The sequence below is a fragment of the Pseudomonas sp. NPDC089996 genome (genome assembly GCF_044748405.1).
Lineage (GTDB): Bacteria > Pseudomonadota > Gammaproteobacteria > Pseudomonadales > Pseudomonadaceae > Aquipseudomonas.
In genome coordinates this window covers 135409-158194 of the sequence record NZ_JBIVGA010000011.1, presented here as the reverse complement: position 1 = coordinate 158194, position 22786 = coordinate 135409, and the positions used below count along the sequence as shown (strand labels likewise).

Here is a 22786-nt window from a genome sequence, read left to right as displayed (position 1 = left end):
ACATGCGCCTCGACCGCTTCCTCGCCAACCTGCCCTGCTACAACCGTCAGCAAGTGCGCCTGCTGCTGGCGCAGCGCCGTGTGCGCCTGGACTGCGAAGTGGTCACCGACCGCAAGGCAGAAGTCCGCGAATTCAGCCGCGTCGACGTCGACGATCAACTGCTGCAGGCCGGCCGCCCGGCTCGTTACCTGATGCTGCACAAACCCACCGGCTGCGTCAGTGCCACGCAAGACCCACTTCACCGCACCGTGCTCGACCTGCTGCCAGGCGAGTTGCGCGACGACCTGCACATCGCCGGGCGCCTGGACTTCAACACTACCGGCCTGATGATCCTGACCAACGATGGCCAATGGTCGCGGCGCCTGACCCAGCCGGGCACCAAGCTGCCCAAGCATTACCTGGTGGAAACCGAAGACGAGATTGGCGCGCATTATGCCGCCAAGTTCCAAGAAGGCTTCTACTTCGCCTTCGAAGACCTGACCACCCTGCCGGCCCGACTCGACATCCTTGGCCCTCGTCAGGCGCGGCTGGCAATCGTCGAAGGGCGCTATCACCAGGTCAAGCGCATGTTCGGGCATTTCGACAACAAGGTGGTCGGCCTGCATCGCGAAAGCATGGGCACCATCGAGCTCGATCCGGACTTGCAGCCTGGCGAATTCAGGGCCCTGACAGCGGAAGAAATCGCCTCGGTCTGAATGCCGTAATACAGGCATACGACCGCTGAGCGGCTCGAGTCACAAATTTGCGCAAACGGCACTTGCGGGATCCCCGACCCGCTGCTTGACTCCTAACTCGTCAGTCCTCGAGTGACCAACCAGTCACGCCCGCGGTTCATGACACCTTTTGCCGGCCACCCGAAGCCCTGATGCCTTGGGGCACGGCAAATTGCCCGCCACAACAATATCGTCGACACGTGTGCCAAGGATCGACACAGGGCCCCCGATTTTTCCTACAGGCAAATGCCTACCTGTCATAAATCACGTGCACCCTAGGTGACGCGATTACCCTTTTTGCGCCAGGAGTCGATGACATGAGGCCAGAAATCGCTGTACTTGATATCCAAGGTCAGTTTCGGGTTTACACGGAGTTCTATCGCGCGGATGCGGCCGAGAAGACGATCATCCTGATCAATGGGTCGCTGGCCACCACGGCCTCGTTCGCCCAGACGGTGCGTAACCTGCACCCGCAATTCAACGTCGTGCTGTACGACCAGCCGTATGCCGGCAAGTCCAAGCCGCACAACCGCCAGGAACGGCTGATCAGCAAGGAGGACGAGGCGCAGATCCTCCTCGAACTGATCGAGCGCTTCCAGTGCGACCATGTCATGTCCTTTTCCTGGGGCGGTGCCTGCACCCTGCTGGCGCTGGCGCACCAGCCACGGCTGGTGAAAAAGGCGGTGGTCAGTTCCTTCTCGCCGGTGATCAACGAGCCTATGCGCGACTACCTGGAGCGGGGTTGCCGGTACCTGGCTGCCTGTGATCGCTACCAGGTCGGCAACCTGGTCAACGACACCATCGGCAAGTACCTGCCCTCACTGTTCAAGCGCTTCAACTACCGGCATGTCAGCAGCCTGGACAGCCATGAGTACGCGCAGATGCACTTCCACATCAACGAAGTGCTGCAGCGTGACCTGCAGCGGGCATTGAACGGCGCGCGCAACATCGACATTCCGGTGCTGTTCGTCAACGGCGACCGCGACGAATACACCACCGTCGAAGACGCCCGCGAGTTCGGCAAGCATGTGGGCAACAGCCAGTTCAGCGTGATCCGCGACGCTGGGCACTTCCTCGACATGGAAAACAAGTCGGCCTGTGAAGACACCCGCAACGTGCTGCTCGGGTTCCTCAAGCCGACTCTGCGCGAGTCCCGTCAACGCGGCAATCAGTACATCCAGGGGCAGCATGCATTGGCCGTCTGAGCACATCGGCGTCCCGCAGCCAACACCCGCAGGTCAGGGGCGCCGAAAAGCTTTTTTATAACTTGGGCTTCTAATTCATGAACGCTTCTGGTAAAAAGTCCAGCGCAGACGCGGGTATAGTTTAGTGGCAAAACGAAAGCTTCCCAAGCTTTAGTTGAGGGTTCGATTCCCTCTACCCGCTCCACACATTGCATTCCCCGCATGGCGTTCCAGCAACGTCATCGCTGTCAAAAGGAGCCCACGGCTCCTTTTTTCGTTTCTGCCCGTTCAATGCTTTTGCACCTCGATGCGCTTGCCAGCGAAACCGCTTGGGGCGCATATGCTTCATGGATTCGTGAAACATTTCGAAAGGACGACGCATGTTTCTCTCCCGCTGGTTCCCCGGCCTTGCCAACCTGTTGCACTACCGCCGTGAATGGTTCCTTGCCGACCTGCAAGCAGGGCTTAGCGTGGCGGCGATCCAGATCCCAATCGCCATCGCCTATGCACAGATCGTCGGCCTGCCGCCGCAATATGGCTTGTATGCGTGTGTGCTGCCCATGATGGTCTATGCCCTGATCGGCAGCTCGCGCCAGCTGATGGTCGGCCCGGACGCCGCCACCTGCGCGATGATCGCCGGCGCCGTGGCGCCGCTGGCCATGGGCGACCCGCAGCGCATTGCCGAACTGTCGGTGATCGTCACCGTGCTGGTGGGGGTCATGCTTATCGTCGCCGGCCTGGCGCGCGCCGGCTTCATCGCCAGCTTCTTTTCGCGGCCGATCCTGATCGGTTACCTCAACGGCATCGGCCTGAGCCTGATTGCCGGGCAACTGTCCAAAGTGGTGGGGTTCAGGATCGAGGGTGACGGGTTCATCCTCAGCGTGATCAATTTCTTCCAGCGCCTGAACGAGATTCACTGGATAACCCTGAGCATCGGCCTGGCCGGCCTGGCGCTGCTGATCTGGCTGCCGCGCCGCTACCCTCGCCTGCCAGCGGCGCTGGTGACCGTCGCCGTACTTACCCTGTTGGCCGGCCTGCTCGGCCTTGACCGTTTGGGTGTCGCCATTCTGGGGCCGGTGCCGTCCGGCATGCCCACGCTTGCCTGGCCGCGCAGCAACCTGGATGAAAGCAAGAGCCTGCTGCGCGATGCCCTGGGTATCGCCACGGTGAGCTTCTGCAGTGCCATGCTCACCGCCCGCAGCTTCGCCGCGCGCCACGGTTATGCGATCAACGCCAACCATGAGTTCGTCGCCCTGGGCGTGAGCAATCTGGCCGCCGGTATTTCCCAAGGCTTTGCCATCAGCGGCGCCGATTCACGTACGGCGGTCAACGACATGGTGGGCGGCAAGAGCCAGCTGGTCGGCATCATCGCCGCACTGGTGATCGCCCTGATCCTGCTGTTCTTCACCGCGCCGATGGCGTGGATACCCCAGGCGGTGCTGGGTGCGGTGCTGCTGATGGCGGGCTGGGGCCTGATCGACATCAAGTCGCTGGGCGGCATCAGACGCCTGAGCCGCTTCGAGTTCTGGCTGTGCCTGCTGACCACGGTCGGCGTGCTCGGCCTGGGCGTCTTGCCGGGCATCGTGTTTGCAGTGACCCTGGCGATTCTGCGCTTGCTCTACACCATCTACCAACCCACCGACGCCGTGCTCGGCTGGCTGCCGGGCACCGAAGGCCAGGTCGACATCCGCAAGCACAAGGACGCCCGCACCGTACCGGGCCTGGTGGTGTACCGCTTCGACGACGCGATCCTGTTCTTCAACGCCGACTACTTCAAGATGCGCCTGCTCGACGCGGTGCAGAGCCAGGCCCAGCCCCAGGCGGTACTGTTCGATGCCGAAGCGGTGAGCAGCATCGACGTCAGCGGCATCGCCGCCCTGCGCGAAGTGCGCGACACCCTGACAGCGCAGGGTATCCACTTCGCCATTGCCCGTGCCCGCGGCAACTTCCTGCGCATGCTGGTGCGCTCGGGGATGGCCCGGGAGATGGAAGACACGTTGCTGTTCGGCTCGGTAAGGGCGGGCATTCGGGCTTATCGGGTCTGGCGGAACAGGCAGCGCAAGGCGCCAGTGGATGGAAAGCGTTCAGCAGATGGATGAAATCGTTCAGGGTAACCGTATGCCCTCGCGGGTCATCGAGATAGATGCGCTGCAGGTCCGAAGCATCCGCAAATCCACGGGTTTGTCCCAGGTGCGTTTCGCCGAGATGATCGATGTTCAAGTCGTTACACTGAGGAACTGGGAGCAAGGGCGCAGGGAGCCTACGGGGCCGGCCAAGGCTTTGCTACGTGCCATACGCAACGACCCTGACCATGTCCTCAGGGCACTTGCCCATTGATTCAGTATCCCAAACGCTTCAACAAGAACGCCTCGCTTTCTACCGGGCGCTGATAAGCGCGCAAAAGCTCTCCTGCCCGATTGGTGAAGACTCCGTCGACACCGGCCTTCATGGCTTTGTCGAAATCCACCCGTTCATCCAGGGTGTAGACATGAACCAACAGCCCGCGCTCATGGCTGGCCTGGTTCATCCACGGCTGGATCAGGTCGCTGTAGCTCTGCTCGCCCAGGTGAGTGCGCGTGGCTGACGGGCCGGTGCCAATGGCGCCCTCCTGCTTTGCAAGGTCGAGCCAGCGCAGGAACTCCGCCTTGTCCTTGGGCTGTTGGCGTGCGTAGAAAGCGGCTTTGTCCTGCTCGCCCGACTGGGCGAAATCCTGCCCGGAAGCCGATTCAATACCTTTGTTGCCTACCCACAGCAGAAGGATCTTCGGCACCTGCGGCATCGCTTCGTGCAGCAGCTTGAGGCTGTTGCGGTCGAAGGTCTGCAACACTACTCGCCCCGGCCGGTCGAGCCAGCCACGGGCTTCGAGGCGCACTTTCAAGTCATTTTCGATCCCGGGGAACTGGTTGGGTATCTTGGTCTCGATGTACAGCCCAGGGTGGCGGTCTGGATTGCCTTCGGCGATATCGATGACTTCATCCAGCGTCAGGATCGGCAGCTTTTCAAACGATGGACGAGCCCGTTTCGGGTATGCCTGGTTGAACCAGCTGCCGGCATCCAGCGATTTGAGCTCGGCGAGGGTGAAGGCACTGACTGGGCTTTTCTCACGCTCGGGAAACCGCTCGGCGACGTTGCTGGTACGCGACAGCGCATCATCGTGGACCACCACCAGCACGCCGTCGCGCGTGCGTTGCAGGTCCAGCTCCAGATAATCGGCACCCAATTCGCGGGCCAGCAGGTAGGCAGGTGCGGAGGACTCAGGGGCATCGTGGGACGCGCCGCGGTGGGCGATCACGGCTGGATAGGGAATACCGTGGGCAGCGGCCAGGGCCCTGCCGTTGGAGGCTGAAGCCAATGAAGCCGAGAACAGCGTGCTCAGGGCAATGATGCGAAATAGCGGGCTGCACATGGATGAGTCCTTTGTTGTCCTGCATGGCAGGCTGCACAAAGCGGCCAGGTAAACAGCAACCCTCGCACACCTTGCATGACATGCTAAAGTCCCCGCCGTTTCCCGCACTGCCGAACGGATCGCACATGTCAGCTCTCGACGCCCACCTCGCCTCATGGCCAGACCTCAACCAGCGCCACCCATGCACCGCCCTGCTGCTGGGCAACGGCGCCAGTCGCGCGCTGTGGAAACCGTTCGGCTACTTCTCGCTGTACGAGGAAGCCCAGCGTGCCGGGCGCAAGAAAGGCCTGGCGATCAGTGACCAGGCCTTGTTCAAGTCGCTGGGCACCGAACTGTTCGAGCCGGTACTGAGCACCCTCAACCACACGGTGCGCGCCAACGCCGCCCTGGCCATCAACTCCACCGCGCCGCTGAACCGCTACTACTCGATCAAGGAAGGGCTGATCCACGCCATCCGTACCCTGCACCTGCCCTGGCCGCTGATGCCGGTCGCCACTCTGGCGTCGATCAACCAGGCATTGCGCGAGTACCGCAGCGTCTATACCAGCAACTACGACCTGATCCTGCCTTGGGCCCTGCAGCAAGCCCCGCAAGGCTTCGCCGCACTGTTCGACGATCAAGGGTTTTTCGACGTTCGCCGCACCCGCAGCGAAGGCACCCGCGTGCTGCACCTTCACGGCGGCCTGCATCTCATCAAGCTGCCCGACGGCAGCACCCGCCAGCGCAGCGCCGACAGCGCCGAGTTGCTGGACGGCTTTGCCGTGAACATTCCCGGGGAAGTGCCGTTGTTCGTCAACGAAGCGCGCAGCGACGAGAAACTGCGTGCCATCCGCAACTCGGACTACCTGACCTGGGGCCTGGGGCAACTGGCACAGGAAAGCCAGGGCATGTGCCTGTTCGGGCAGCATCTGGACAGCAGTGACCAGCACTTGGTCGAAGCCATTCGCCAGGCGCGTCCTGTACATATGTCGATTGCCATCCGGCCGTTGAGCGAGGCTTCGGTGATCAACCAGAAGCAGCACTTTGTCGAGCGGTTCGGGGACATGGCCGGGACAACGCTGCACTTTTTCGATGCCAGCACACATCCGTTGGGGTTGGAGGGGTTGGCGATCGAGGTGACGTCAGCGCGTCACTGATGGCCGCACTGAACTCGCTTCAAAAGGCTGGGTTTCGCACTCAACCGAAAACGCGCTCATGTGCACGGGATACATTGACAGACATGGCTACCCGAGCCAGATCCACAATGTCCTGACCGATCGCGTAACTTCCCCGCGCCTGCAACCAGATCAGCACATCCGCAAGATGCCAAAGCGATGTACTGCCTTCATGAACAGGTGCCGGGAAACTGTACATATGCGAAAGCATCAACTTGCGCATGTTCTGCCGTGACACACCGATGATTTGCGCTACGTCGGTGAGCCCTACCAAGTCGGGTGTCGCTTCGACCAGGCGGGCACCCGGCACTGCGTTACGTACATCACTCAGCGCACTTTCAATGGCGTCCATGGCAGAGGGCGCTTCGCGCACAAAAGCCAAAGCCAAGCGGCCTGGCTGGCCAACACCAACCATTGCATCATCACAACCTGCCTCGGCCAAACGCTCCAGCATCGCATCGACGTTTTCGTCTTCGATCAGTTGATACCTCAGGGTGAACTCGTATTCCACCGCTATCTCTCCTCACCCGCTTTGGCCATACTGCTGGTGCAGTTGTCTACGACGCGCTTTAGCTGACGGGCGAAATTGCCAGGGTTTTTCGGGGTGTTCCAGACGCTGGTAATGCAAAACTCCCCGCAACGGCAATCGGCATCATTAGGGGGCAGTACAGCTTTCCCCAACAATGGCCACCTCCTACCACCACCCGCCATCCCTGTGACTCAGCGTGCCTCAAGGCCTGCTCGACCTCTTTCTTGGCATGACTGGGGCGTGACATCAGCTTTCTCCAGTGTGGGCTTGTGATCAGCAGGTTGTCAAATGACAACCTTCTAGATTGACGAACAATCACGCCACACTACAGAAATCTTGAGGATCACAACGGCCGTTGAATGCTCTTGGGAATTCTCCTACAAGAAAGTAGGAGCAATGCTGCATTGCACCTCATCTTGCTGTAATCAAAGCAGCTTGTCGGCCCGCAACAACGTCTCCAGGCAATGCTCCTGCACGCCATAAAACGCCTTGAGTTGCTCGATCTTCTCCAGCAATGCCGCGTTATCCCCCACCTGACGGCGCTTCACCGCAAGAATCATCTTGTTCTTGTTGGTGTGCTCCAGGGAGATGAACTCGAACACCTTGGTCTCGTAGCCACAGGCTTCCAGGTACAGCGCGCGCAGGCTGTCGGTGAGCATCTCGGCCTGCTGTCCCAGGTGCAGCCCGTATTGCAGCATCGGCTGCAGCAGCCCCGGGCTGTGCAGTTGTGGGCGGATCTGCTTGTGGCAGCATGGCGAGCACATGATGATCGCGGCGTTGCAGCGGATGCCGGTGTGGATGGCGTAGTCGGTGGCGATGTCGCAGGCATGCAGGGCGATCATCACCTCGATGGCCTCGGGCACCACGCTGCGCACGTCGCCGCACTGGAACGCCAGGCCAGCGTGCTCCAGCCGCTGCGCGGCGGCATTGCACAGGTCGACCATGTCCTGGCGCAGCTCCACCCCGGTTACCTGTGCCTCGCGAGCCAGTGTGTTGCGCAGGTAATCATGCATGGCGAAGGTCAGGTAGCCCTTGCCCGAGCCGAAGTCGGCTACCCGCAATGTCTGCTCGGCCGACACCGGGGCATTGGCCAGGGCGTGGTCGAAGACTTCGATGAACTTGTTGATCTGCTTCCACTTGCGGGACATCGACGGGATCAGCGCGCCTTGCGCATCGGTCACGCCCAGGTCGCGCAGGAAGGGGCGCGACAGCTCCAGATAGCGTTTCTTCTCGCGATCATGGCCGCTAGTGGCGGCAACCTCGCGTGGCGCCTGCGCGCCGTGGCGCTGCAGCATCGGCTTGCCCTTCTTGCTGAAGGTCAACTGTACTTCGCCATCCGCGTCGAACAGGTGGGCATTGCGGAAGCTTTCGGGCAGCAATTGGGCAACCAGTACTTGGGCCTGGTCCAGTGGCAGGTTGCGGGTGATGTCCCGTGTCTGGTGGCGATAGACCAGCGACAGCTGGGGCTGCCCCTTCACAAGCAGCGGCTTGGCAATGATGCGCTGCAAGGACTGGTCGGCACCCACATGGCGCGCCAACACCAGCTTGACCAGCGTGTTCCCGCGCAGGGCATCATTGAGCAGGCCAAGGAACTGGGCGCGCGCATCCGGCGCGGAGGAAGCAGAAGTACTGGCGGACATGGAAAGCAGTTGCCTCGGATAACAGGGAGCGCGTTGCGCAATGCCGCGCATTCTACACCCCTGCGACAGCCGCTTCAGTCGAGAATCACCAGACGGTTGGGCAGTTCGTTGCGTGCATGGGTGCGTGGCAGGTGCTCGCACAGCAGCTCCCCGCACGCCTCGATGCACTCGACAAAGCCCTGCAAGGTCCGCCCTTGGCGAACCTGTTCGGCGAAACGCGCAACCAACACGGCGCGGGCCTGGGCATCGAGATGGCGATCGATGCCTTGGTCGACAAGGATTTCCACATGCCGCTCGGCCTCGGCGACGAAGATCAGTACCCCAGTAGCCCCCGCCGTGCCCTGCAGGTTCTGCTCGCGAAACTGCTGGCGCGCCAGCCGCGACGCGCGCCAGCGGCGCAAAACCGCAGGGATCAGCATGGCCGCCAGGCGCGGGCTGCGCAACAGCAGGCACAGGCCGATGAACAGCAGCACGTTGGCCACCAGCAACCCGCGCCCACCGGGCCAGGCGAACAACACATGCAGCAGGCCAGGCACGGCCAGTGCCAGCACCGCGGCCCAGAACAGAGGCAGGTAAGCGTAGTCATCGGCGCGGCGCGCCAGCACGGTCACCAGTTGCGCATCGGTGCGCCGCTCCACCCTGGCGATGGCCTCGGCCACCTGGCGGCGTTCGTATTCGTCGAGGGGTGTCATGCCTTCGGTCTCGTCAGCGTTCTTATTGTTGTTGTCCCGGCACCCGGGGCTTCCTCCGCGGCCGACATATTCAGGCATAATCCGCCGCTGGATGAATTACCGGCGAATCGTACAACAATAGCCGCCTGAAAACTTCGGCCGCGCACGTATCACCCTGGATACGGCAAGAGCCTCGACAATGGAATTGATGATGAAACTGTCTTTGCTGGGCCTGGCCATGGGCCTTGCCAGCCAGGCGGCCCTTGCCGCCCCTACCGCGCCGCCCCTGCAGGACAAGCAGGCGTTCATCGACCATCTGATCGGCCAGATGACCGAAGCTGAAAAGATCGGCCAGCTGCGACTGATCAGCATCGGCCCGGAAATGCCCCACGCCAAGATCCGCGAAGAAATCGCCGCCGGGCGCATTGGCGGCACTTTCAACTCGCGCACGGCCCCCGAGAACCGGCCGATGCAGGATGCCGCCATGCGCAGCCGCCTGAAGATCCCGATGTTCTTCGCCTACGACACCATCCATGGCGAGCGCACCATCTTCCCGATCGGCCTGGGCCTGGCCTCCAGCTGGGACATGGACGCCATCGCCAAGGTCGGCCGCACCTCGGCCATCGAAGCTTCGGCCGATGCCCTGGACATGACCTTCGCACCCATGGTCGACATCGCCCGCGACCCGCGTTGGGGCCGCACCAGTGAAGGTTTCGGCGAAGACACCTACCTGACCTCGAAGATCGGCCAGGTGATGGTCCGTTCGTTCCAGGGCAGCAGCCCGGCCAACCCCGACAGCATCATGGCCATCGTCAAGCACTTCGCCCTGTATGGCGCGGTGGAAGGCGGGCGCGACTACAACACGGTCGATATGAGCCTGCCGAAGATGTACAACGACTACCTGCCGCCCTACCGCGCCGCGCTCGACGCCGGTGCTGGCGGGGTGATGGTGGCGCTCAATTCGATCAACGGCGTGCCGGCCACCTCCAACACCTGGCTGATGAACGACCTGCTGCGCAAGGAGTGGGGCTTCAAGGGCGTGACCATCAGCGACCACGGCGCCATCCAGGAGCTGATCCGCCACGGTGTCGCCCGCGACGGCCGCGAAGCCGCCAAGTTGGCGATCAAGGCCGGCATCGACATGAGCATGAACGACACCCTGTACGGCGAGGAGCTGCCAGGCCTGCTGAAGTCCGGCGAGGTGACCCAGCACGAGCTGAACCAGGCCGTGCGCGAGGTGCTCGGCGCCAAATACGACATGGGCCTGTTCAAGGACCCGTACGTGCGCATCGGCAAAGCCGAAACCGACCTGAAAGACTACTACACCGATGACCGCCTGCACCGCGATGCCGCCCGTGACGTGGCGCGCCGCAGCCTGGTGCTGCTGGAAAACCGCAACCAGACCCTGCCATTGAAAAAGGCCGGCACCATCGCCCTGGTCGGCCCGCTGGCCGATGCTCCGATCGACATGATGGGCAGCTGGGCCGCCGACGGCAAGCCGATGCACTCGGTCACCGTCCGCGAAGGCCTGCGCCGCGCTGTCGAGGGCAAGGCCAAGCTGGTGTATGCCAAAGGCTCCAACGTTACCGGCGACAAAGCGATCTTCGACTACCTCAACTTCCTCAACTTCGATGCCCCGGAAATCGTCGACGACCCGCGCCCCGCGGCCGTGTTGATCGATGAAGCGGTCAAGGCTGCCAGGCAGTCCGACGTGGTGGTGGCCGTGGTCGGTGAGTCGCGGGGCATGTCCCACGAGTCGTCGAGCCGCACCACCCTGGAAATCCCCGCCAGTCAGCGCGAGCTGATCAAGGCCCTGAAGGCCACCGGCAAGCCGCTGGTGCTGGTACTGATGAACGGCCGCCCGCTGTCGATCGGCTGGGAGCGTGAACAGGCCGACGCCATCCTTGAAACCTGGTTCTCCGGCACCGAAGGCGGCAACGCCATCGCCGACGTGCTGTTCGGCGACTACAACCCGTCGGGCAAGCTGGCTATCACCTTCCCGCGTTCGGTCGGCCAGATCCCGATGTACTACAACCACACACGCATCGGCCGGCCTTTCACCCCAGGCAAGCCGGGCAACTACACTTCGCAGTACTTCGAAGAACCCAACGGCCCGCTGTACCCGTTCGGCTATGGCCTGAGCTACAGCAGCTTCGAGCTGTCGGGCCTGACCCTGTCGAACAAGGACCTCAAACGTGGCGGCACCCTGGAGGCCAAAGTGACGGTGAAGAACACCGGCAAGCTTGAAGGCGAGACGGTGGTTCAGCTGTATCTGCAGGATGTATCGGCATCGATGAGCCGCCCGGTCAAGGAGCTGAAGAACTTCCAGAAACTGCTGCTCAAGGCCGGCGAGTCTCGGACCCTGACCTTCCGCATCAGCGAGGACGACCTGAAGTTCTACAATGGCCAGCTGCAGCGGGTGGCCGAACCTGGCGAGTTCAATGTCCAGGTCGGGCTGGACTCCGAGGCGGTGCAGCAAAAGAGCTTCGAACTGCTGTAACTGAAAGGTTGCCTGTACCGGCCCTTTCGCGGGCTCGCCCGCTCCCACCGGTACTGCACAAGTCCATTGGGCTGTGAGTATCCTGTGGGAGCGGGCAAGCCCGCGAAGAGACCAGGCCTGATATCCCTGAATCCGGATTCGCCCCATGCCCTTGTCCTTTCGCGCCCTGCGTCTGGGGCTGATCACCCTGTTGATCGTGCTTGGTACGGTGCTCAGCGCCGGCTGGGCGATGCACCAGGCCAAGCGCCAGGCAATGGAAGACGACGCCCGCCGCGCCAGCCAGCAGCTGGTGCTGTACGCCAACGCCCTGCACACCCTGATCGATCGCTACCGCGCCCTGCCCGCCGTGCTGGCCCTGGACCCGGAGCTGATCGAAGCCCTGCGCGGCCCGGTCAGCGAGCAGGTGCAACACGCACTCAACCTCAAACTCGAACGCATCAATGGCGCCGCCAACTCCTCGACCCTGGAGCTGCTCGACCGCACCGGGCTGGCGGTGGCCGCCAGCAACTGGCGCCTGCCGACCACCTACGTCGGTTCCAACTACGGTTTTCGCCCCTACTTCAAACAGACCCGCAACCAGGGTAGCGGCCGCTTCTATGCGGTGGGTGTGACCAGTGGCGTGCCGGGCTACTTCCTGGCCAGTGCGGTGAACGACGAACATGGGCGCTTCCTCGGCGCCATGGTGGTCAAGCTGGAGTTCCCCGAGCTCGAGCGCGAGTGGCGCCAGGGCAGCGACATCCTGCTGGTCAGCGATGCCCGCGGCATTACCTTCATCGCCAACCAGGACGGCTGGCGCTACCGCGAGCTCAAACCGCTCAGCGACGCCGATCGCGCCGAACTGGCCGAGACCCGCCAATACGACAAACAGCCGCTGGTGCCGCTGCAGCATCAGGTACTGACCCGCTTCGCCAGCAACAGTCATCTGAGCCGCGTGCAGAGCCCCGATGGCACCGCCGAATTCCTCTGGGAGAGCCTGCCGCTGGAAGGCGAGGACTGGACCCTGCACCTGCTGCGCAAGCCGCAGGTCCAGGCCGCTGGCCGCAATGCCGCGCTGGGCGCCGCCGCCGTTTGGCTGAGCGTGGTGTTTGCCGCACTGTTCGTCAGCCAGCGCCTGCGCCTGGCCCGTCTGCGCCAGCGCAGCCGCGAAGAGCTCAAGCGCCAGGTCGAGGAACGCACCCGCGAACTGCGCACCGCCCAGGAAGGCCTGGTGCAGTCGGCCAAGCTGGCCGCGCTGGGGCAGATGTCGGCGGCCATGGCCCACGAAATCAACCAGCCGCTGACCACCCAGCGCATGCAACTGGAAACCCTGCGCCTGTTGCTCGACCACGGCCGCTACGACGAGGCACGCAAGGCCCTCGAGCCGCTGGAGCAGATGCTCACGCGCATGGCCGCGCTGACCAGTCACCTGAAGACCTTTGCCCGCAACAGCCCGGTCGGCCTGCGCGAACGCCTCGACCTGGCCACCGTGGTCGATCAGGCCCTGCACCTGCTGGACACCCGCATTCGCGGCGAGGAAGTCGAGTTAGCCCTTTACCTGGCCCGCCCGGCCTGGGTCCGGGGCGATGCGATCCGCCTCGAGCAGGTATTGATCAACCTCTTGCACAATGCCCTCGACGCCATGGCCGACAAACGCTACAAGCGCCTGGAGGTCCGCATCGAACCGGACCACGAGCAGTGGCGCCTGAGCGTGCTGGACTCCGGTGGCGGCATTGCCGAAGCGGACCTGGCCAAAGTCTTCGACCCGTTCTTCACCACCAAGCCGGTGGGCGAAGGTCTGGGCCTGGGCCTGGCGATTTCCTATGGCATCATCGTCGAAGCCGGCGGCCAGCTGCACGCCGAAAACCTCCCGGGCGGCGCCCGGCTGAGTCTGACCCTGCCCCGTGACCTGGAGCCTGTATGTTGAATTCGGTGATCGTCGTCGATGATGAAGCCAGCATCCGCACTGCGGTCGAGCAGTGGCTGAGCCTTTCGGGCTTCAGCGTGCAGCTGTTCGCCCGTGCCGAAGACTGCCTGGCCCAGTTACCGGTGCACTTTGCCGGCGTGGTCATCAGCGATGTGCGCATGCCGGGCATGGGGGGCCTGCAACTGCTCGAACGCTTGCAGGCGGATGATCCGGACCTGCCGGTGATCCTGCTGACTGGTCATGGCGATGTGCCGATGGCGGTCGAGGCGATGCGCAATGGCGCCTACGATTTCCTCGAAAAGCCCTTCACGCCGCAGCACTTGCTTGGCAGCCTGCGCCGCGCCCTGGAAAAACGCCAGCTGGTCCTGGAAAACCGTCGCCTGCATGAACAGGCCGACCTCAAGTCGCGCCTGGAGACAACCCTGCTGGGCATGTCGCAAGGCTTGCAGCAGTTGCGCAAGCAGGTGCTGGACCTGGCCAGCCTGCCGGTCAATGTGCTCATCCGCGGCGAGACCGGCAGCGGCAAGGAGCGCGTGGCGCGCTGCCTGCACGACTTCGGCCCGCGTGCCGAAAAACCGTTCGTCGCGCTCAACTGCGCAGCCATCCCCGAGTCACTGTTCGAGGCCGAACTGTTCGGCCACGAAAGCGGAGCCTTCACGGGCGCCCAAGGCAAACGCATCGGCAAACTGGAATACGCCAACGGCGGTACGGTGTTCCTCGACGAGATCGAGAGCATGCCGCTGGCCCAGCAGGCCAAGCTGTTGCGGGTGATCCAGGAGCAGAAGGTAGAGCGACTGGGGGCCAACCAGAGCATCAGCGTCGACCTGCGAATCATTGCCGCCACCAAGCCCGACTTGCTCGAGGAGGCTCGCGCCGGACGCTTTCGCGAGGACCTGGCCTATCGCCTGAACGTGGCGGAGCTGCGCCTGGCGCCGTTGCGTGACCGGCGTGAGGACATCCCGCTGCTGTTCGAGCATTTTGCCCGTGCAGCCGCCGACAGGCTGGGCCGAGCGGCACCAGCGCCCAGTGGTGCGCAACTGGCGCAGCTGCTGTCCCATGACTGGCCAGGCAATGTGCGGGAGCTGGCCAATGCGGCAGAGCGCCATGCATTGGGGTTGGGCTCGCCGAATATCGAGGTGACACCCGCCGGGCAGTCGTTGGGCGAGCAGATGGAGGCATTCGAGGCGCAGTGCCTGCGTGCTGCGTTGCGCCAGCACGCGGGGGAGATCAAAGCAGTGATGGAGGCTTTGCAGCTGCCTCGGCGAACGCTTAACGAAAAGATGCAACGGCATGGCTTGGTTCGCGAGGAATTTGTCGCACGGGAATAGGCGGAAATCCGCTCACTGGCGATGTGTGATAGGCGAAAATCCGCTTACTCATTCAAGATTTGGGCTGCTTTGTAGCCCTTCGCGGGCAAGCCCGCTCCTACAGTGGAATGCGCCGTGTCTGGCAGATGGCGGCTTATCGGGGGTAAAGCGCTCCCATTTGGATCGCCACGCACCCATTTGGCACACCTTCTGCAATTGCCCTGGCAAGCAGCGCTTCGGCGCGCTCCACAAAAACAACGAGAAGGTATCCCTGATGGATAACGCCACCTCCCTGCCAGCCGGGGCGGCCGTCACGCCCGCCGCTGAAAAAACTACCGCCAGCCGCCTCAAGTCGATCTTCAGTGGCTCCATCGGCAATATGGTCGAATGGTACGACTGGTACGTCTACGCCGCATTCTCGCTGTACTTCGCCAAGGCTTTCTTCCCTGCCGGCGACTCCACCGCACAACTGCTCAACACCGCCGCGATCTTCGCCGTGGGCTTCCTGATGCGCCCGATCGGTGGCTGGCTGATGGGCCTGTACGCCGATCGCAAGGGCCGCAAGGCCGCGCTCATGGCTTCGGTACTGCTGATGTGCGCCGGCTCCCTGGTCATCGCCCTGACCCCGGGCTATGAAACCATTGGCGTCGCCGCGCCAATCCTGCTGGTCATTGCCCGCCTGCTGCAGGGCCTGTCGGTAGGCGGCGAATACGGCACTTCGGCCACCTACCTGAGCGAGATGGCCAGCAAGGAACGCCGAGGCTTCTTCTCCAGCTTCCAGTACGTGACGTTGATCTCCGGCCAGCTCATTGCGCTGGCAGTACTGATCATCCTGCAGCAGACCCTGACCACCGAGCAGCTGTATGCCTGGGGCTGGCGCGTACCGTTCGTGATCGGCGCGCTGTGCGCGGTAGTTGCCCTGTACCTGCGCCGCGGCATGGAAGAAACCGCGTCCTTCACCAAGAAGGAAAAGGCCAAGGAAAGCCTGATGCGCACCCTCATGCGTCACCCCAAGGAGCTGATGACCGTGGTGGGCCTGACCATGGGCGGCACCCTGGCCTTCTACACCTACACCACCTACATGCAGAAGTACCTGGTCAACACCGTGGGCATGAGCATCAGCGATTCGACCACCATCTCGGCGGCCACGCTGTTCCTGTTCATGTGCCTGCAGCCTGTCATCGGTGGGCTGTCCGACAAGATCGGCCGTCGCCCCATCCTGATCGCCTTCGGCGTGCTCGGCACCCTGTTCACCGTACCGATCCTCAGCACCCTGCACACCATTCAGACCTGGTGGGGCGCGTTCTTCCTGATCATGGCGGCGCTGATCATCGTCAGCGGCTACACCTCGATCAATGCGGTGGTGAAGGCCGAGCTGTTCCCGACTGAGATCCGCGCCCTGGGCGTCGGCCTGCCGTATGCGCTGACCGTCTCGATCTTCGGCGGCACCGCCGAATACGTGGCCCTGTGGTTCAAGAGCGTCGGCATGGAAAGCGGCTTCTACTGGTACGTCACGGCGTGCATCGCCTGCTCCCTGCTGGTGTATGCGACCATGAAAGACACCAAGCAGCATTCGCGGATTACTACTGACTGACCGCTATTCAGCGATAGAAAAAGGGCGCTCCGTCATACGGACGCCCTTTTTTGATTGCCAGGGATTCGCTCCGGAGCACTTCCGACAACCCTCTTTCAGCCTCTTCTACCAAGACCCGGCCAGAACCCTTGCGTAGGCTATTTCCGAACATGGGAAAAATCTACTTATTCAGCTCACGGCGCTGACACCAGCTCGCCATAAGCACCGGCACCAGCAGCACGCCCCCCAGCACTGCTGAAGAACCGATGGTGCCAAAATCCAGCCCACCCTTCTCGGCTTCGGAATTGACTGGGGCGATGGTGCTGAGCGGAGCATGAAAAATCGGTTGGTGATGTATAAACAGGCGTTCATACGCTGTTACAAATCAACATTCTTCGTTCTTAACCGCTGATTAATCCCACGCCCTCAATCTGCATCCACTGGCGAAGTATTGCGCTCGCCTGGGTTTTAAGCCCCTCACGCGGAGGCATTGCCACTCGTAGATTTACCGAGCGTGCGGCCATATATATCTGAAAATTCGATTTTTAGGCGCTATTTTTTGCGCTTTTTTATCAAATTCATCGGCGTAGCATCAAATCCATCGAAACAAACCATCTCTCGCAACTCAAAGGAGCAACCACCATGAAAAGCAAACTGATTCTCACCCTGGCCCTCTCGGTATTCGCTGCTGGTGCATTCGCCGAAGATGGTTTCGATCGCACCAACGCCCACACCTTCGCCACCGCCCAGACTCAATCGGCCAGCTACGCCGAAGACGGCTTCGATCACACTGGCGCACAACGCTTCGCTGAAGATGGTTTCGACCGCACTGGCGGCCAACGCTTTGCCGAAGACGGTTACGACCGCACTGGCGCCCAGCGCTTCGCCGAAGACGGTTTCGATCGCACCGGTGGCCAACGCTTCGCCGAAGATGGCTTCGACCACACCAACGCCCACCGCATCAGCTGATACCTGTTGCGCGCTACCAGCCCGGCCTCGCGCCGGGCTTGATCATTTTCAGGCGGACAAAGCCTTGGCACACTAGGCACCTCGTTCCCAGGATGCTGGCAGATGTACTACTACGAACCCGCCAAAGGCCACGGCCTGCCCCACGACCCGTTCAACGCCATCGTCGGCCCGCGCCCGATCGGCTGGATCTCCTCGCAGAGCCAGGACGGCCAGTTGAACCTTGCGCCGTACAGCTTTTTCAACGCCTTCAACTACATTCCACCGATCATCGGTTTCTGCAGCGTCGGGCGCAAAGACAGCCTGAACAACATCGAGCAGACCGGCGAGTTCGTCTGGAACCTGGCGACCCGGCCACTGGCCGAGCAGATGAACCAGAGCTGCGCGGCCGTCGCCGCCGATATCAACGAGTTCGAGCTGAGCGGCCTGACTGCGGTGCCATCGAACATCGTCAAGGTGCCACGCGTGGGCGAAACGCCAGTGGCCTTCGAGTGCAAGGTGAGCCAGATCGTCCAGCTCAGGCGCGCCGATCAGGAACCGGTGCCGAGCTGGCTGATCCTGGGTGAGGTGGTGGCGGTGCACATTGCCGAACACCTGCTCAGGAACGGTATCTACGATACCGCTGCCGCCGAGCCGATCCTGCGTGGCGGAGGCCCGGCGGATTACTTCGAATTGGGCAACCTGTTCAAGATGGCTCGCCCACAGGCCTGATCACCAGATCAGTTCGCCTTCCTCGCCCACACCCTGCAGGCGTGAAAGCTCGGCGCAGGCGGCTTCGTCGGCCGCCATGGCGCTGTTGAACACTTGCCCGTCGAGTACTTTATGAAAGCGCGGCGCGCCGCCCATGCCCAGGGCCTTGACCGCGATGGCAGCGTTATAGCCACCGCCTTCCACCGGGACCATCGCCGAAACCGCTTCGAAATGCGGGAATTCTCTACGTGCCATGTTGCCATCCGCCTGTTGATCGAGGGGCGGCATTCTAACCGTGTTTCAATCGAAGGTATGCAGGTCGAGGCTGCTGACGACCTGCGCCTGCACCAGCTCGCCGAACACATTGAGAGTGGGTGAGGCAAAGTAGCCACTCATCGCCTGCTGATCCTGCCAGCTACCGCTGAGCAACCACAGGTCGGCGTCAGCCTGGGAGCGCTGCACGGTGAAGCTTAGGCACCCCGGGGTGCGCAAGGACGGCTCCAGCAGGTCGCGCAGGCGCGCGCCGAGCTCTGCGGAACGACCGCTGCTGGCGCGGATGAATGCCAGATGGGTGACCGGTTGTCGTAGGGTCATTGCACGATCTCCTTGAAGCACGCGGGCGGAAAAACCAGGCTGCCAAGGTTAGGGGTTGGCGCGCGTGGCGCGTTAGGTCATTACTGCTCAGCGATTGCCTGATCCTGCAGCGCGGCAGGATCAGGCAATCGACGTGCAGCTTTCGACTAGCGCCCGCCGTTGCCCAAACCTATGCTGCGTCGGTCAGCAGAGGAACGCCATCATGACCACCGCCCCGTCCATCGACCCGACTCTGGAAGTGCAACGCCAGGAACTGGCCGAGCTGATTCGCAAGCACGCCGGTGAGCCCTACGGCCCCGCGTCGGCTATCGACGACCTGTACCTGGTGCGCTACACAGAGAACGTCCGTTCGGTGCCGACTTTGGCCCAGCCGGCCCTGTGCATCCTGGCGCAAGGCAGTAAAAGCCTGTTCCTCGGCGACGAACAGTACGCCTACGACCCGTTGCACTACATGGTGGTATCGGTGACCTTGCCGCTCAGTGGTGTGAAGCTGGACGCCAGCCCGGAGAACCCGAGCCTGGGCATCCGCATGGACCTCGACCCGGCAGAGATCAGCCAGCTGATCGCGGAAAGTGGCCCCATGCTGGTGCCCAACCTGCCTTCCGGGCGCGGCCTGTATGTGGAGCGCACCGACCCGCAGCTGCTCGACGCGCTGCTGCGGCTGGTGCGCTTGCTCGATACGCCACGTGACATCGGCATGCTGGCGCCGCTGATCCGTCGCGAGATCCTCTACCGCCTGTTGCGTGGGCCGCAGGGCTATCGCCTGTACGAAATTGCCCTGGCCAACAGCCAGACTCACCGAGTGTGCCAGGCCATCACATGGCTCAACCAGAACTTCCAGCAACCGCTGCGCATCGAGGACCTGGCCCGCGAGGTCAACCTCAGCACCTCGACCTTGCATCACCGCTTCAAGGCCGTGACCTCGATGAGCCCCTTGCAGTACCAGAAGCAACTGCGCCTGCAGGAGGCGCGGCGGCTGATGCTCAATGATGGTCTGGAGGCTGCGGTTGCGGGCTATCGAGTAGGGTATGAAAGCCCGTCGCAGTTCAGCCGCGAGTACAGCCGGCTGTATGGCGCACCGCCGATCCGAGATGTGGCGCGGTTGCGGGCCAGCGCCGGTTGAAGAATCAGCGCGAACCTGCACCGGCCTCTTCGCGGGTAAACCCGCTCCCCAGGGTCTCCACAGTCTCGGAGACTGCGCCGTACCTGTGGGAGCGGGCTTGCCCGCGAAGAGGCCGGTGCAGCAAAGACTGTATCTCACTCCACCACTGAAGCCTGCCACTGGTTCTGATCGACCTGGATCAAGGTCGGCCCCTTGCGCTCCACCGCCTTGCCCAACGCAGCCTGCAGTTGCCCGACATCGGCAACATGTTCGGCTTCAGCGCCCAATCCCCGCGCCACAGCGATGAAGTCCGGGGTATGGATATCCACGCCAACCGGCTCGATGGCCCGGTTGACCATGTACTTCTTGATCTCCTCGTAGCCTTGGTTATTCCACAGCAGCACAATCAGCGGTACCTGAGCCTCAACCGCGCTGGCCAGTTCCGGCAGGGTGAACTGCATGCCGCCATCGCCAATCAGGCAAATAGCCGGTGCCCGCTCGCTGATTTTTTCGGCACTGCCCAACCAGGCGCCCATCGCAGCAGGCAAGGCGTAACCCAAGGTGCCGTAACCGGTTGATGCATTGAACCAACGGCGCGGCTGAGCCATGTCCAGGGTCAGGTTGCCGGTGTACACCGGCTGAGTCGAGTCACCGACCAGGATCGCATTGGGCAGCCGCTCCAGGATGCCCGTCAGCAAGCGCGTCTGGCTCAATGTCGGCTGGTCCCAGCCCGTTGCCAACGTTTCGCGCAGGCGCTGCGCCCGGGCAACGCCCCAACCTTCGGCATGCACTGGCGCTGGTAGCTGCCGCAAGGCCTCGAGCACGGCCAGGGCGGCCAGCTCGGCATCCGCGACCAGCGCCAGCTCCGGCAGGTAATTGCGCACGGTCTGGTCCGGGTCGATGTCGATGCGCAGCAAGCTCCCCGGAATCTTGAAGCCACCCTTGAACGTCACGTCATAGTCGGTCTCGGCCAGCTCGGTGCCGATCGCCAGTACCACATCGGCCTCTTCCACCAGTTCACGGGTGGCAACCAGCGATTGGGTCGAACCTATCTGCAACGGGTGGCTGGCAGGTAGCAGGCCTTTGGCATTGATGGTCAGCGCCACCGGAGCCTGCAGGTGTTCAGCCAGCAGCGCCAGTGGCGCTCCCGCAGCCAGTGCGCCGCCTCCGGCAAGGATCAACGGCCGGCGGGCCTTGGCCAGGCACTCGGCCATGGCGGCCACCGCCTGGGGTGCGGCGCCTGCGCGGGCACTGCGCACAGGGCGGCCGGGCAGCAGGTGGTCGGCGGGTTCGACCAGCACATCCAACGGGATTTCGATATGCACCGGGCGCGGGCGGGCGCCGTCGAACACGGCAAAGGCGCGAGCCAGCACCTGCGGCAGGTCATTGGCGCTCATCAGCGTTTGCGAGAACGCCGCCACACCCGATACCAGCGCGGCCTGGTTGGGCAGCTCGTGCAGCTTGCCACGACCACCGCCCAGCTGATCGCGCGACTGTACGCTGGAGATCACCAGCATCGGGATCGAGTCGGCATAAGCCTGGCCCATGGCAGTGGTGATATTGGTCATTCCCGGGCCGGTAATGATGAAGCACACCCCTGGCTTGCCACGGGTACGCGCATAGCCATCAGCCATGAACCCGGCGCCCTGCTCGTGACGTGGGGTGATATGACGGATTGACGACCCCGCCAAGCCCCGGTAGAGCTCGACGGTGTGTACGCCGGGAATGCCGAAGACATGGTCCACGCCATAGCCTTCAAGGAGTTTGACCAGTACTTCGCCGCAGGTTGCCATCGGATTTTACCTTCGATCTTGTTGGAATCTGCACCCATTGGACCGCTGGCATGGCTACCGCCACAATGCAAAAAAACACATACTAGCCATGTCCTGAAATCATGGCTGAGTGCAATGAAACGCTTACCTCCCCTGCCCGCCCTGCACACCTTTCTGGTGACCGCCCAGCACTGCAATTTCACCCGTGCCGCACAGCAGCTGCACATCACCCAAGGCGCCGTGAGCCGCCAGATCGCCGGGCTCGAAGAGCACCTGGGCTACGCCTTGTTCCAGCGCCAGGCCCGCGGTTTGAACCTGACCCGCGAAGGTCAGGACTGGCTGCCACGGGTACAGCAGATCTTCGGCCTTATCGAACAAGGCGTGCGCGAAGTGGGCGGGCGCAGCGCCACCTTGCAGCTCAAGGCACCGACCTGCGTGATGCGCTGGCTGCTGCCGCGGCTCATGGAGTGGCAGGCGCTGCGGCCCGACGTGCCGGTCGAACTGACGACCACGGTGCAGCATGGCGTCGACTTTCGCCGTGAGGGGTTCGACGCCGCCGTGGTTTATGGCGATGCGCCGAACCATGGGTTGCGGGTGCGCAAGCTGTTCGACGAACAGCTGACGCCGGTGTGCGCGCCGTCGCTGTTGAATGGGCCCGCTCCGCTGCAACAGATCCAGGACCTGGCGCGCCACATGCTGTTACACCCGTCACGGGATGAACATGACTGGCAGCTGTGGCTCCAGGCAGCGGGCGTGGTACTGGAGGCACAGGGGCCGAAGCAGCATTTCGAGACACTGGACATGGCAATGGCCATGGCCTCGCAAGGAACCGGAGTGGCGATTGGTGACTGGGCGCTGATCGGTGATGACTTGCGCGGGGGGCGACTGTGCATGCCATTTGCGCTGAAGGTACGAACCGGCAAAGCGTATTACCTGGCGAGCCACGCCAGGAGCCATTCGCCGGTCTTGGTGGAATTGCTAGATTGGCTGGAAAACCGAGCCAGCCAGTGACGGCCTGTTCGCGGGCGACTAGGTATCCGGGCTGGTGGATGCGGTCGCCGATTACGTGCAGCGGTTCAAGG

General features: G+C 62.8%; 20 protein-coding genes, 1 tRNA gene and 1 pseudogene. 14 read left to right on the top strand and 8 right to left on the bottom strand.

Annotation, left to right across the window (positions count from 1 at the left end; translation table 11 throughout):
• The first annotated feature begins 2 nt into the window (after window positions 1-2).
• The 5 genes from ACIPW4_RS19865 to ACIPW4_RS19845 all read left to right on the top strand — a co-directional run bounded on the left by ACIPW4_RS19865 (window position 3) and on the right by ACIPW4_RS19845 (window position 4234).
• Window positions 3-695 carry a 16S rRNA pseudouridine(516) synthase gene (locus ACIPW4_RS19865; RefSeq protein WP_400660782.1) on the top strand — a complete coding sequence of 231 codons (693 nt, stop codon included), beginning with the start codon at window positions 3-5 and terminating at the stop codon, window positions 693-695.
• Between the two features lie 335 nt (window positions 696-1030).
• On the top strand, window positions 1031-1918 hold the full coding sequence (locus ACIPW4_RS19860; protein WP_400660781.1) for an alpha/beta fold hydrolase: 888 nt from the start codon (window positions 1031-1033) through the stop codon (window positions 1916-1918).
• 110 nt (window positions 1919-2028) lie between these two features.
• Window positions 2029-2102 (top strand) — tRNA-Gly (locus ACIPW4_RS19855).
• Window positions 2103-2277: 175 nt separating this feature from the next.
• Window positions 2278-3996: a SulP family inorganic anion transporter gene (locus ACIPW4_RS19850; RefSeq protein ID WP_400660779.1), complete on the top strand. Its 1719-nt coding sequence runs from the start codon at window positions 2278-2280 to the stop codon at window positions 3994-3996.
• Entirely contained in the window at window positions 3971-4234 is a 264-nt protein-coding gene (locus tag ACIPW4_RS19845) for a helix-turn-helix domain-containing protein (RefSeq protein WP_400660777.1), read from the top strand. The genes ACIPW4_RS19850 and ACIPW4_RS19845 overlap by 26 nt, the downstream gene beginning before the upstream one ends.
• Window position 4235: 1 nt before the next feature.
• Here the strand turns inward: ACIPW4_RS19845 and ACIPW4_RS19840 are convergent, their stop codons facing one another.
• The gene (locus ACIPW4_RS19840; RefSeq protein ID WP_400660853.1) at window positions 4236-5333 is read right to left on the bottom strand and encodes a glycerophosphodiester phosphodiesterase; all 1098 of its coding nucleotides are present in this window, start codon (window positions 5331-5333) and stop codon (window positions 4236-4238) included.
• Between the two features lie 95 nt (window positions 5334-5428).
• Here ACIPW4_RS19840 and ACIPW4_RS19835 point away from each other — a divergent pair, with 95 nt between their 5' ends.
• Entirely contained in the window at window positions 5429-6439 is a 1011-nt protein-coding gene (locus ACIPW4_RS19835) for a DUF4917 family protein (protein ID WP_400660776.1), read from the top strand.
• A 40-nt stretch (window positions 6440-6479) separates the two neighbouring features.
• Here ACIPW4_RS19835 and ACIPW4_RS19830 read toward each other — a convergent pair whose 3' ends face one another.
• The 4 genes and pseudogenes from ACIPW4_RS19830 to ACIPW4_RS19815 all read right to left on the bottom strand — a co-directional run bounded on the left by ACIPW4_RS19830 (window position 6480) and on the right by ACIPW4_RS19815 (window position 9318).
• On the bottom strand, window positions 6480-6968 hold the full coding sequence (locus ACIPW4_RS19830; RefSeq protein ID WP_400660774.1) for a helix-turn-helix transcriptional regulator: 489 nt from the start codon (window positions 6966-6968) through the stop codon (window positions 6480-6482).
• Between the two features lie 2 nt (window positions 6969-6970).
• Window positions 6971-7233: pseudogene (locus ACIPW4_RS19825) on the bottom strand (hypothetical protein).
• A 178-nt stretch (window positions 7234-7411) separates the two neighbouring features.
• Window positions 7412-8626: a class I SAM-dependent methyltransferase gene (locus ACIPW4_RS19820; protein WP_400660772.1), complete on the bottom strand. Its 1215-nt coding sequence runs from the start codon at window positions 8624-8626 to the stop codon at window positions 7412-7414.
• Window positions 8627-8700: 74 nt separating this feature from the next.
• Window positions 8701-9318 (bottom strand): TPM domain-containing protein, encoded by a 618-nt coding sequence (locus tag ACIPW4_RS19815; protein ID WP_400660771.1) that lies wholly within the window; start codon window positions 9316-9318, stop codon window positions 8701-8703.
• A gap of 187 nt (window positions 9319-9505) precedes the next feature.
• On the opposite strand from ACIPW4_RS19815, the gene bglX reads away from it, so the two are divergent.
• The 6 genes from bglX (at window position 9506) to ACIPW4_RS19785 (ending at window position 18257) form a co-directional block, all read left to right on the top strand.
• Window positions 9506-11797 carry a beta-glucosidase BglX gene (bglX, locus tag ACIPW4_RS19810; RefSeq protein ID WP_400660852.1) on the top strand — a complete coding sequence of 764 codons (2292 nt, stop codon included), beginning with the start codon at window positions 9506-9508 and terminating at the stop codon, window positions 11795-11797.
• Window positions 11798-11942: 145 nt separating this feature from the next.
• Window positions 11943-13700 (top strand): ATP-binding protein, encoded by a 1758-nt coding sequence (locus tag ACIPW4_RS19805; protein WP_400660769.1) that lies wholly within the window; start codon window positions 11943-11945, stop codon window positions 13698-13700.
• Window positions 13694-15028 (top strand): sigma-54-dependent transcriptional regulator, encoded by a 1335-nt coding sequence (locus tag ACIPW4_RS19800; protein ID WP_400660767.1) that lies wholly within the window; start codon window positions 13694-13696, stop codon window positions 15026-15028. The genes ACIPW4_RS19805 and ACIPW4_RS19800 overlap by 7 nt, the downstream gene beginning before the upstream one ends.
• Window positions 15029-15281: 253 nt before the next feature.
• The gene (locus tag ACIPW4_RS19795; protein ID WP_400660766.1) at window positions 15282-16601 is read left to right on the top strand and encodes an MFS transporter; all 1320 of its coding nucleotides are present in this window, start codon (window positions 15282-15284) and stop codon (window positions 16599-16601) included.
• 621 nt (window positions 16602-17222) lie between these two features.
• Window positions 17223-17549 (top strand): hypothetical protein, encoded by a 327-nt coding sequence (locus tag ACIPW4_RS19790; protein ID WP_400660764.1) that lies wholly within the window; start codon window positions 17223-17225, stop codon window positions 17547-17549.
• A gap of 102 nt (window positions 17550-17651) precedes the next feature.
• A complete protein-coding gene (locus ACIPW4_RS19785; protein WP_400660762.1) occupies window positions 17652-18257 on the top strand; it encodes a flavin reductase family protein in 606 nt (201 codons plus the stop codon).
• Here the strand turns inward: ACIPW4_RS19785 and ACIPW4_RS19780 are convergent, their stop codons facing one another.
• Both ACIPW4_RS19780 and ACIPW4_RS19775 read right to left on the bottom strand, forming a co-directional pair.
• Window positions 18258-18524, bottom strand: a complete 267-nt coding sequence (locus ACIPW4_RS19780) for a hypothetical protein (protein ID WP_400660761.1) — start codon at window positions 18522-18524, stop codon at window positions 18258-18260.
• Window positions 18525-18536: 12 nt separating this feature from the next.
• Entirely contained in the window at window positions 18537-18830 is a 294-nt protein-coding gene (locus tag ACIPW4_RS19775) for a putative quinol monooxygenase (protein WP_103449332.1), read from the bottom strand.
• A 202-nt stretch (window positions 18831-19032) separates the two neighbouring features.
• On the opposite strand from ACIPW4_RS19775, the gene ACIPW4_RS19770 reads away from it, so the two are divergent.
• A complete protein-coding gene (locus ACIPW4_RS19770) occupies window positions 19033-19953 on the top strand; it encodes an AraC family transcriptional regulator N-terminal domain-containing protein (RefSeq protein WP_400660759.1) in 921 nt (306 codons plus the stop codon).
• 134 nt (window positions 19954-20087) lie between these two features.
• Here ACIPW4_RS19770 and ACIPW4_RS19765 read toward each other — a convergent pair whose 3' ends face one another.
• Window positions 20088-21725 (bottom strand): 5-guanidino-2-oxopentanoate decarboxylase, encoded by a 1638-nt coding sequence (locus ACIPW4_RS19765; protein ID WP_400660757.1) that lies wholly within the window; start codon window positions 21723-21725, stop codon window positions 20088-20090.
• Window positions 21726-21839: 114 nt separating this feature from the next.
• Between ACIPW4_RS19765 and ACIPW4_RS19760 the strand changes: the two genes are divergently transcribed.
• Window positions 21840-22715 carry a LysR substrate-binding domain-containing protein gene (locus ACIPW4_RS19760; protein WP_400660755.1) on the top strand — a complete coding sequence of 292 codons (876 nt, stop codon included), beginning with the start codon at window positions 21840-21842 and terminating at the stop codon, window positions 22713-22715.
• Window positions 22716-22786: the final 71 nt, after the last annotated feature.

Bases quoted from the DNA above. Each gene is read 5' to 3' on its own strand.
- ACIPW4_RS19865 (WP_400660782.1), top strand. From the start codon at position 3: ATGCGCCTCGACCGCTTCCTCGCCAACCTGCCCTGCTACAACCGTCAG.
- ACIPW4_RS19860 (WP_400660781.1), top strand. From the start codon at position 1,031: ATGAGGCCAGAAATCGCTGTACTTGATATCCAAGGTCAGTTTCGGGTT.
- ACIPW4_RS19850 (WP_400660779.1), top strand. From the start codon at position 2,278: ATGTTTCTCTCCCGCTGGTTCCCCGGCCTTGCCAACCTGTTGCACTAC.
- ACIPW4_RS19845 (WP_400660777.1), top strand. From the start codon at position 3,971: ATGGAAAGCGTTCAGCAGATGGATGAAATCGTTCAGGGTAACCGTATG.
- ACIPW4_RS19835 (WP_400660776.1), top strand. From the start codon at position 5,429: ATGTCAGCTCTCGACGCCCACCTCGCCTCATGGCCAGACCTCAACCAG.
- ACIPW4_RS19820 (WP_400660772.1), bottom strand. From the start codon at position 8,626: ATGTCCGCCAGTACTTCTGCTTCCTCCGCGCCGGATGCGCGCGCCCAG.
- ACIPW4_RS19815 (WP_400660771.1), bottom strand. From the start codon at position 9,318: ATGACACCCCTCGACGAATACGAACGCCGCCAGGTGGCCGAGGCCATC.
- bglX (WP_400660852.1), top strand. From the start codon at position 9,506: ATGATGAAACTGTCTTTGCTGGGCCTGGCCATGGGCCTTGCCAGCCAG.
- ACIPW4_RS19805 (WP_400660769.1), top strand. From the start codon at position 11,943: ATGCCCTTGTCCTTTCGCGCCCTGCGTCTGGGGCTGATCACCCTGTTG.
- ACIPW4_RS19800 (WP_400660767.1), top strand. From the start codon at position 13,694: ATGTTGAATTCGGTGATCGTCGTCGATGATGAAGCCAGCATCCGCACT.
- ACIPW4_RS19795 (WP_400660766.1), top strand. From the start codon at position 15,282: ATGGATAACGCCACCTCCCTGCCAGCCGGGGCGGCCGTCACGCCCGCC.
- ACIPW4_RS19790 (WP_400660764.1), top strand. From the start codon at position 17,223: ATGAAAAGCAAACTGATTCTCACCCTGGCCCTCTCGGTATTCGCTGCT.
- ACIPW4_RS19785 (WP_400660762.1), top strand. From the start codon at position 17,652: ATGTACTACTACGAACCCGCCAAAGGCCACGGCCTGCCCCACGACCCG.
- ACIPW4_RS19780 (WP_400660761.1), bottom strand. From the start codon at position 18,524: ATGCCGCCCCTCGATCAACAGGCGGATGGCAACATGGCACGTAGAGAA.
- ACIPW4_RS19775 (WP_103449332.1), bottom strand. From the start codon at position 18,830: ATGACCCTACGACAACCGGTCACCCATCTGGCATTCATCCGCGCCAGC.
- ACIPW4_RS19770 (WP_400660759.1), top strand. From the start codon at position 19,033: ATGACCACCGCCCCGTCCATCGACCCGACTCTGGAAGTGCAACGCCAG.
- ACIPW4_RS19765 (WP_400660757.1), bottom strand. From the start codon at position 21,725: ATGGCAACCTGCGGCGAAGTACTGGTCAAACTCCTTGAAGGCTATGGC.
- ACIPW4_RS19760 (WP_400660755.1), top strand. From the start codon at position 21,840: ATGAAACGCTTACCTCCCCTGCCCGCCCTGCACACCTTTCTGGTGACC.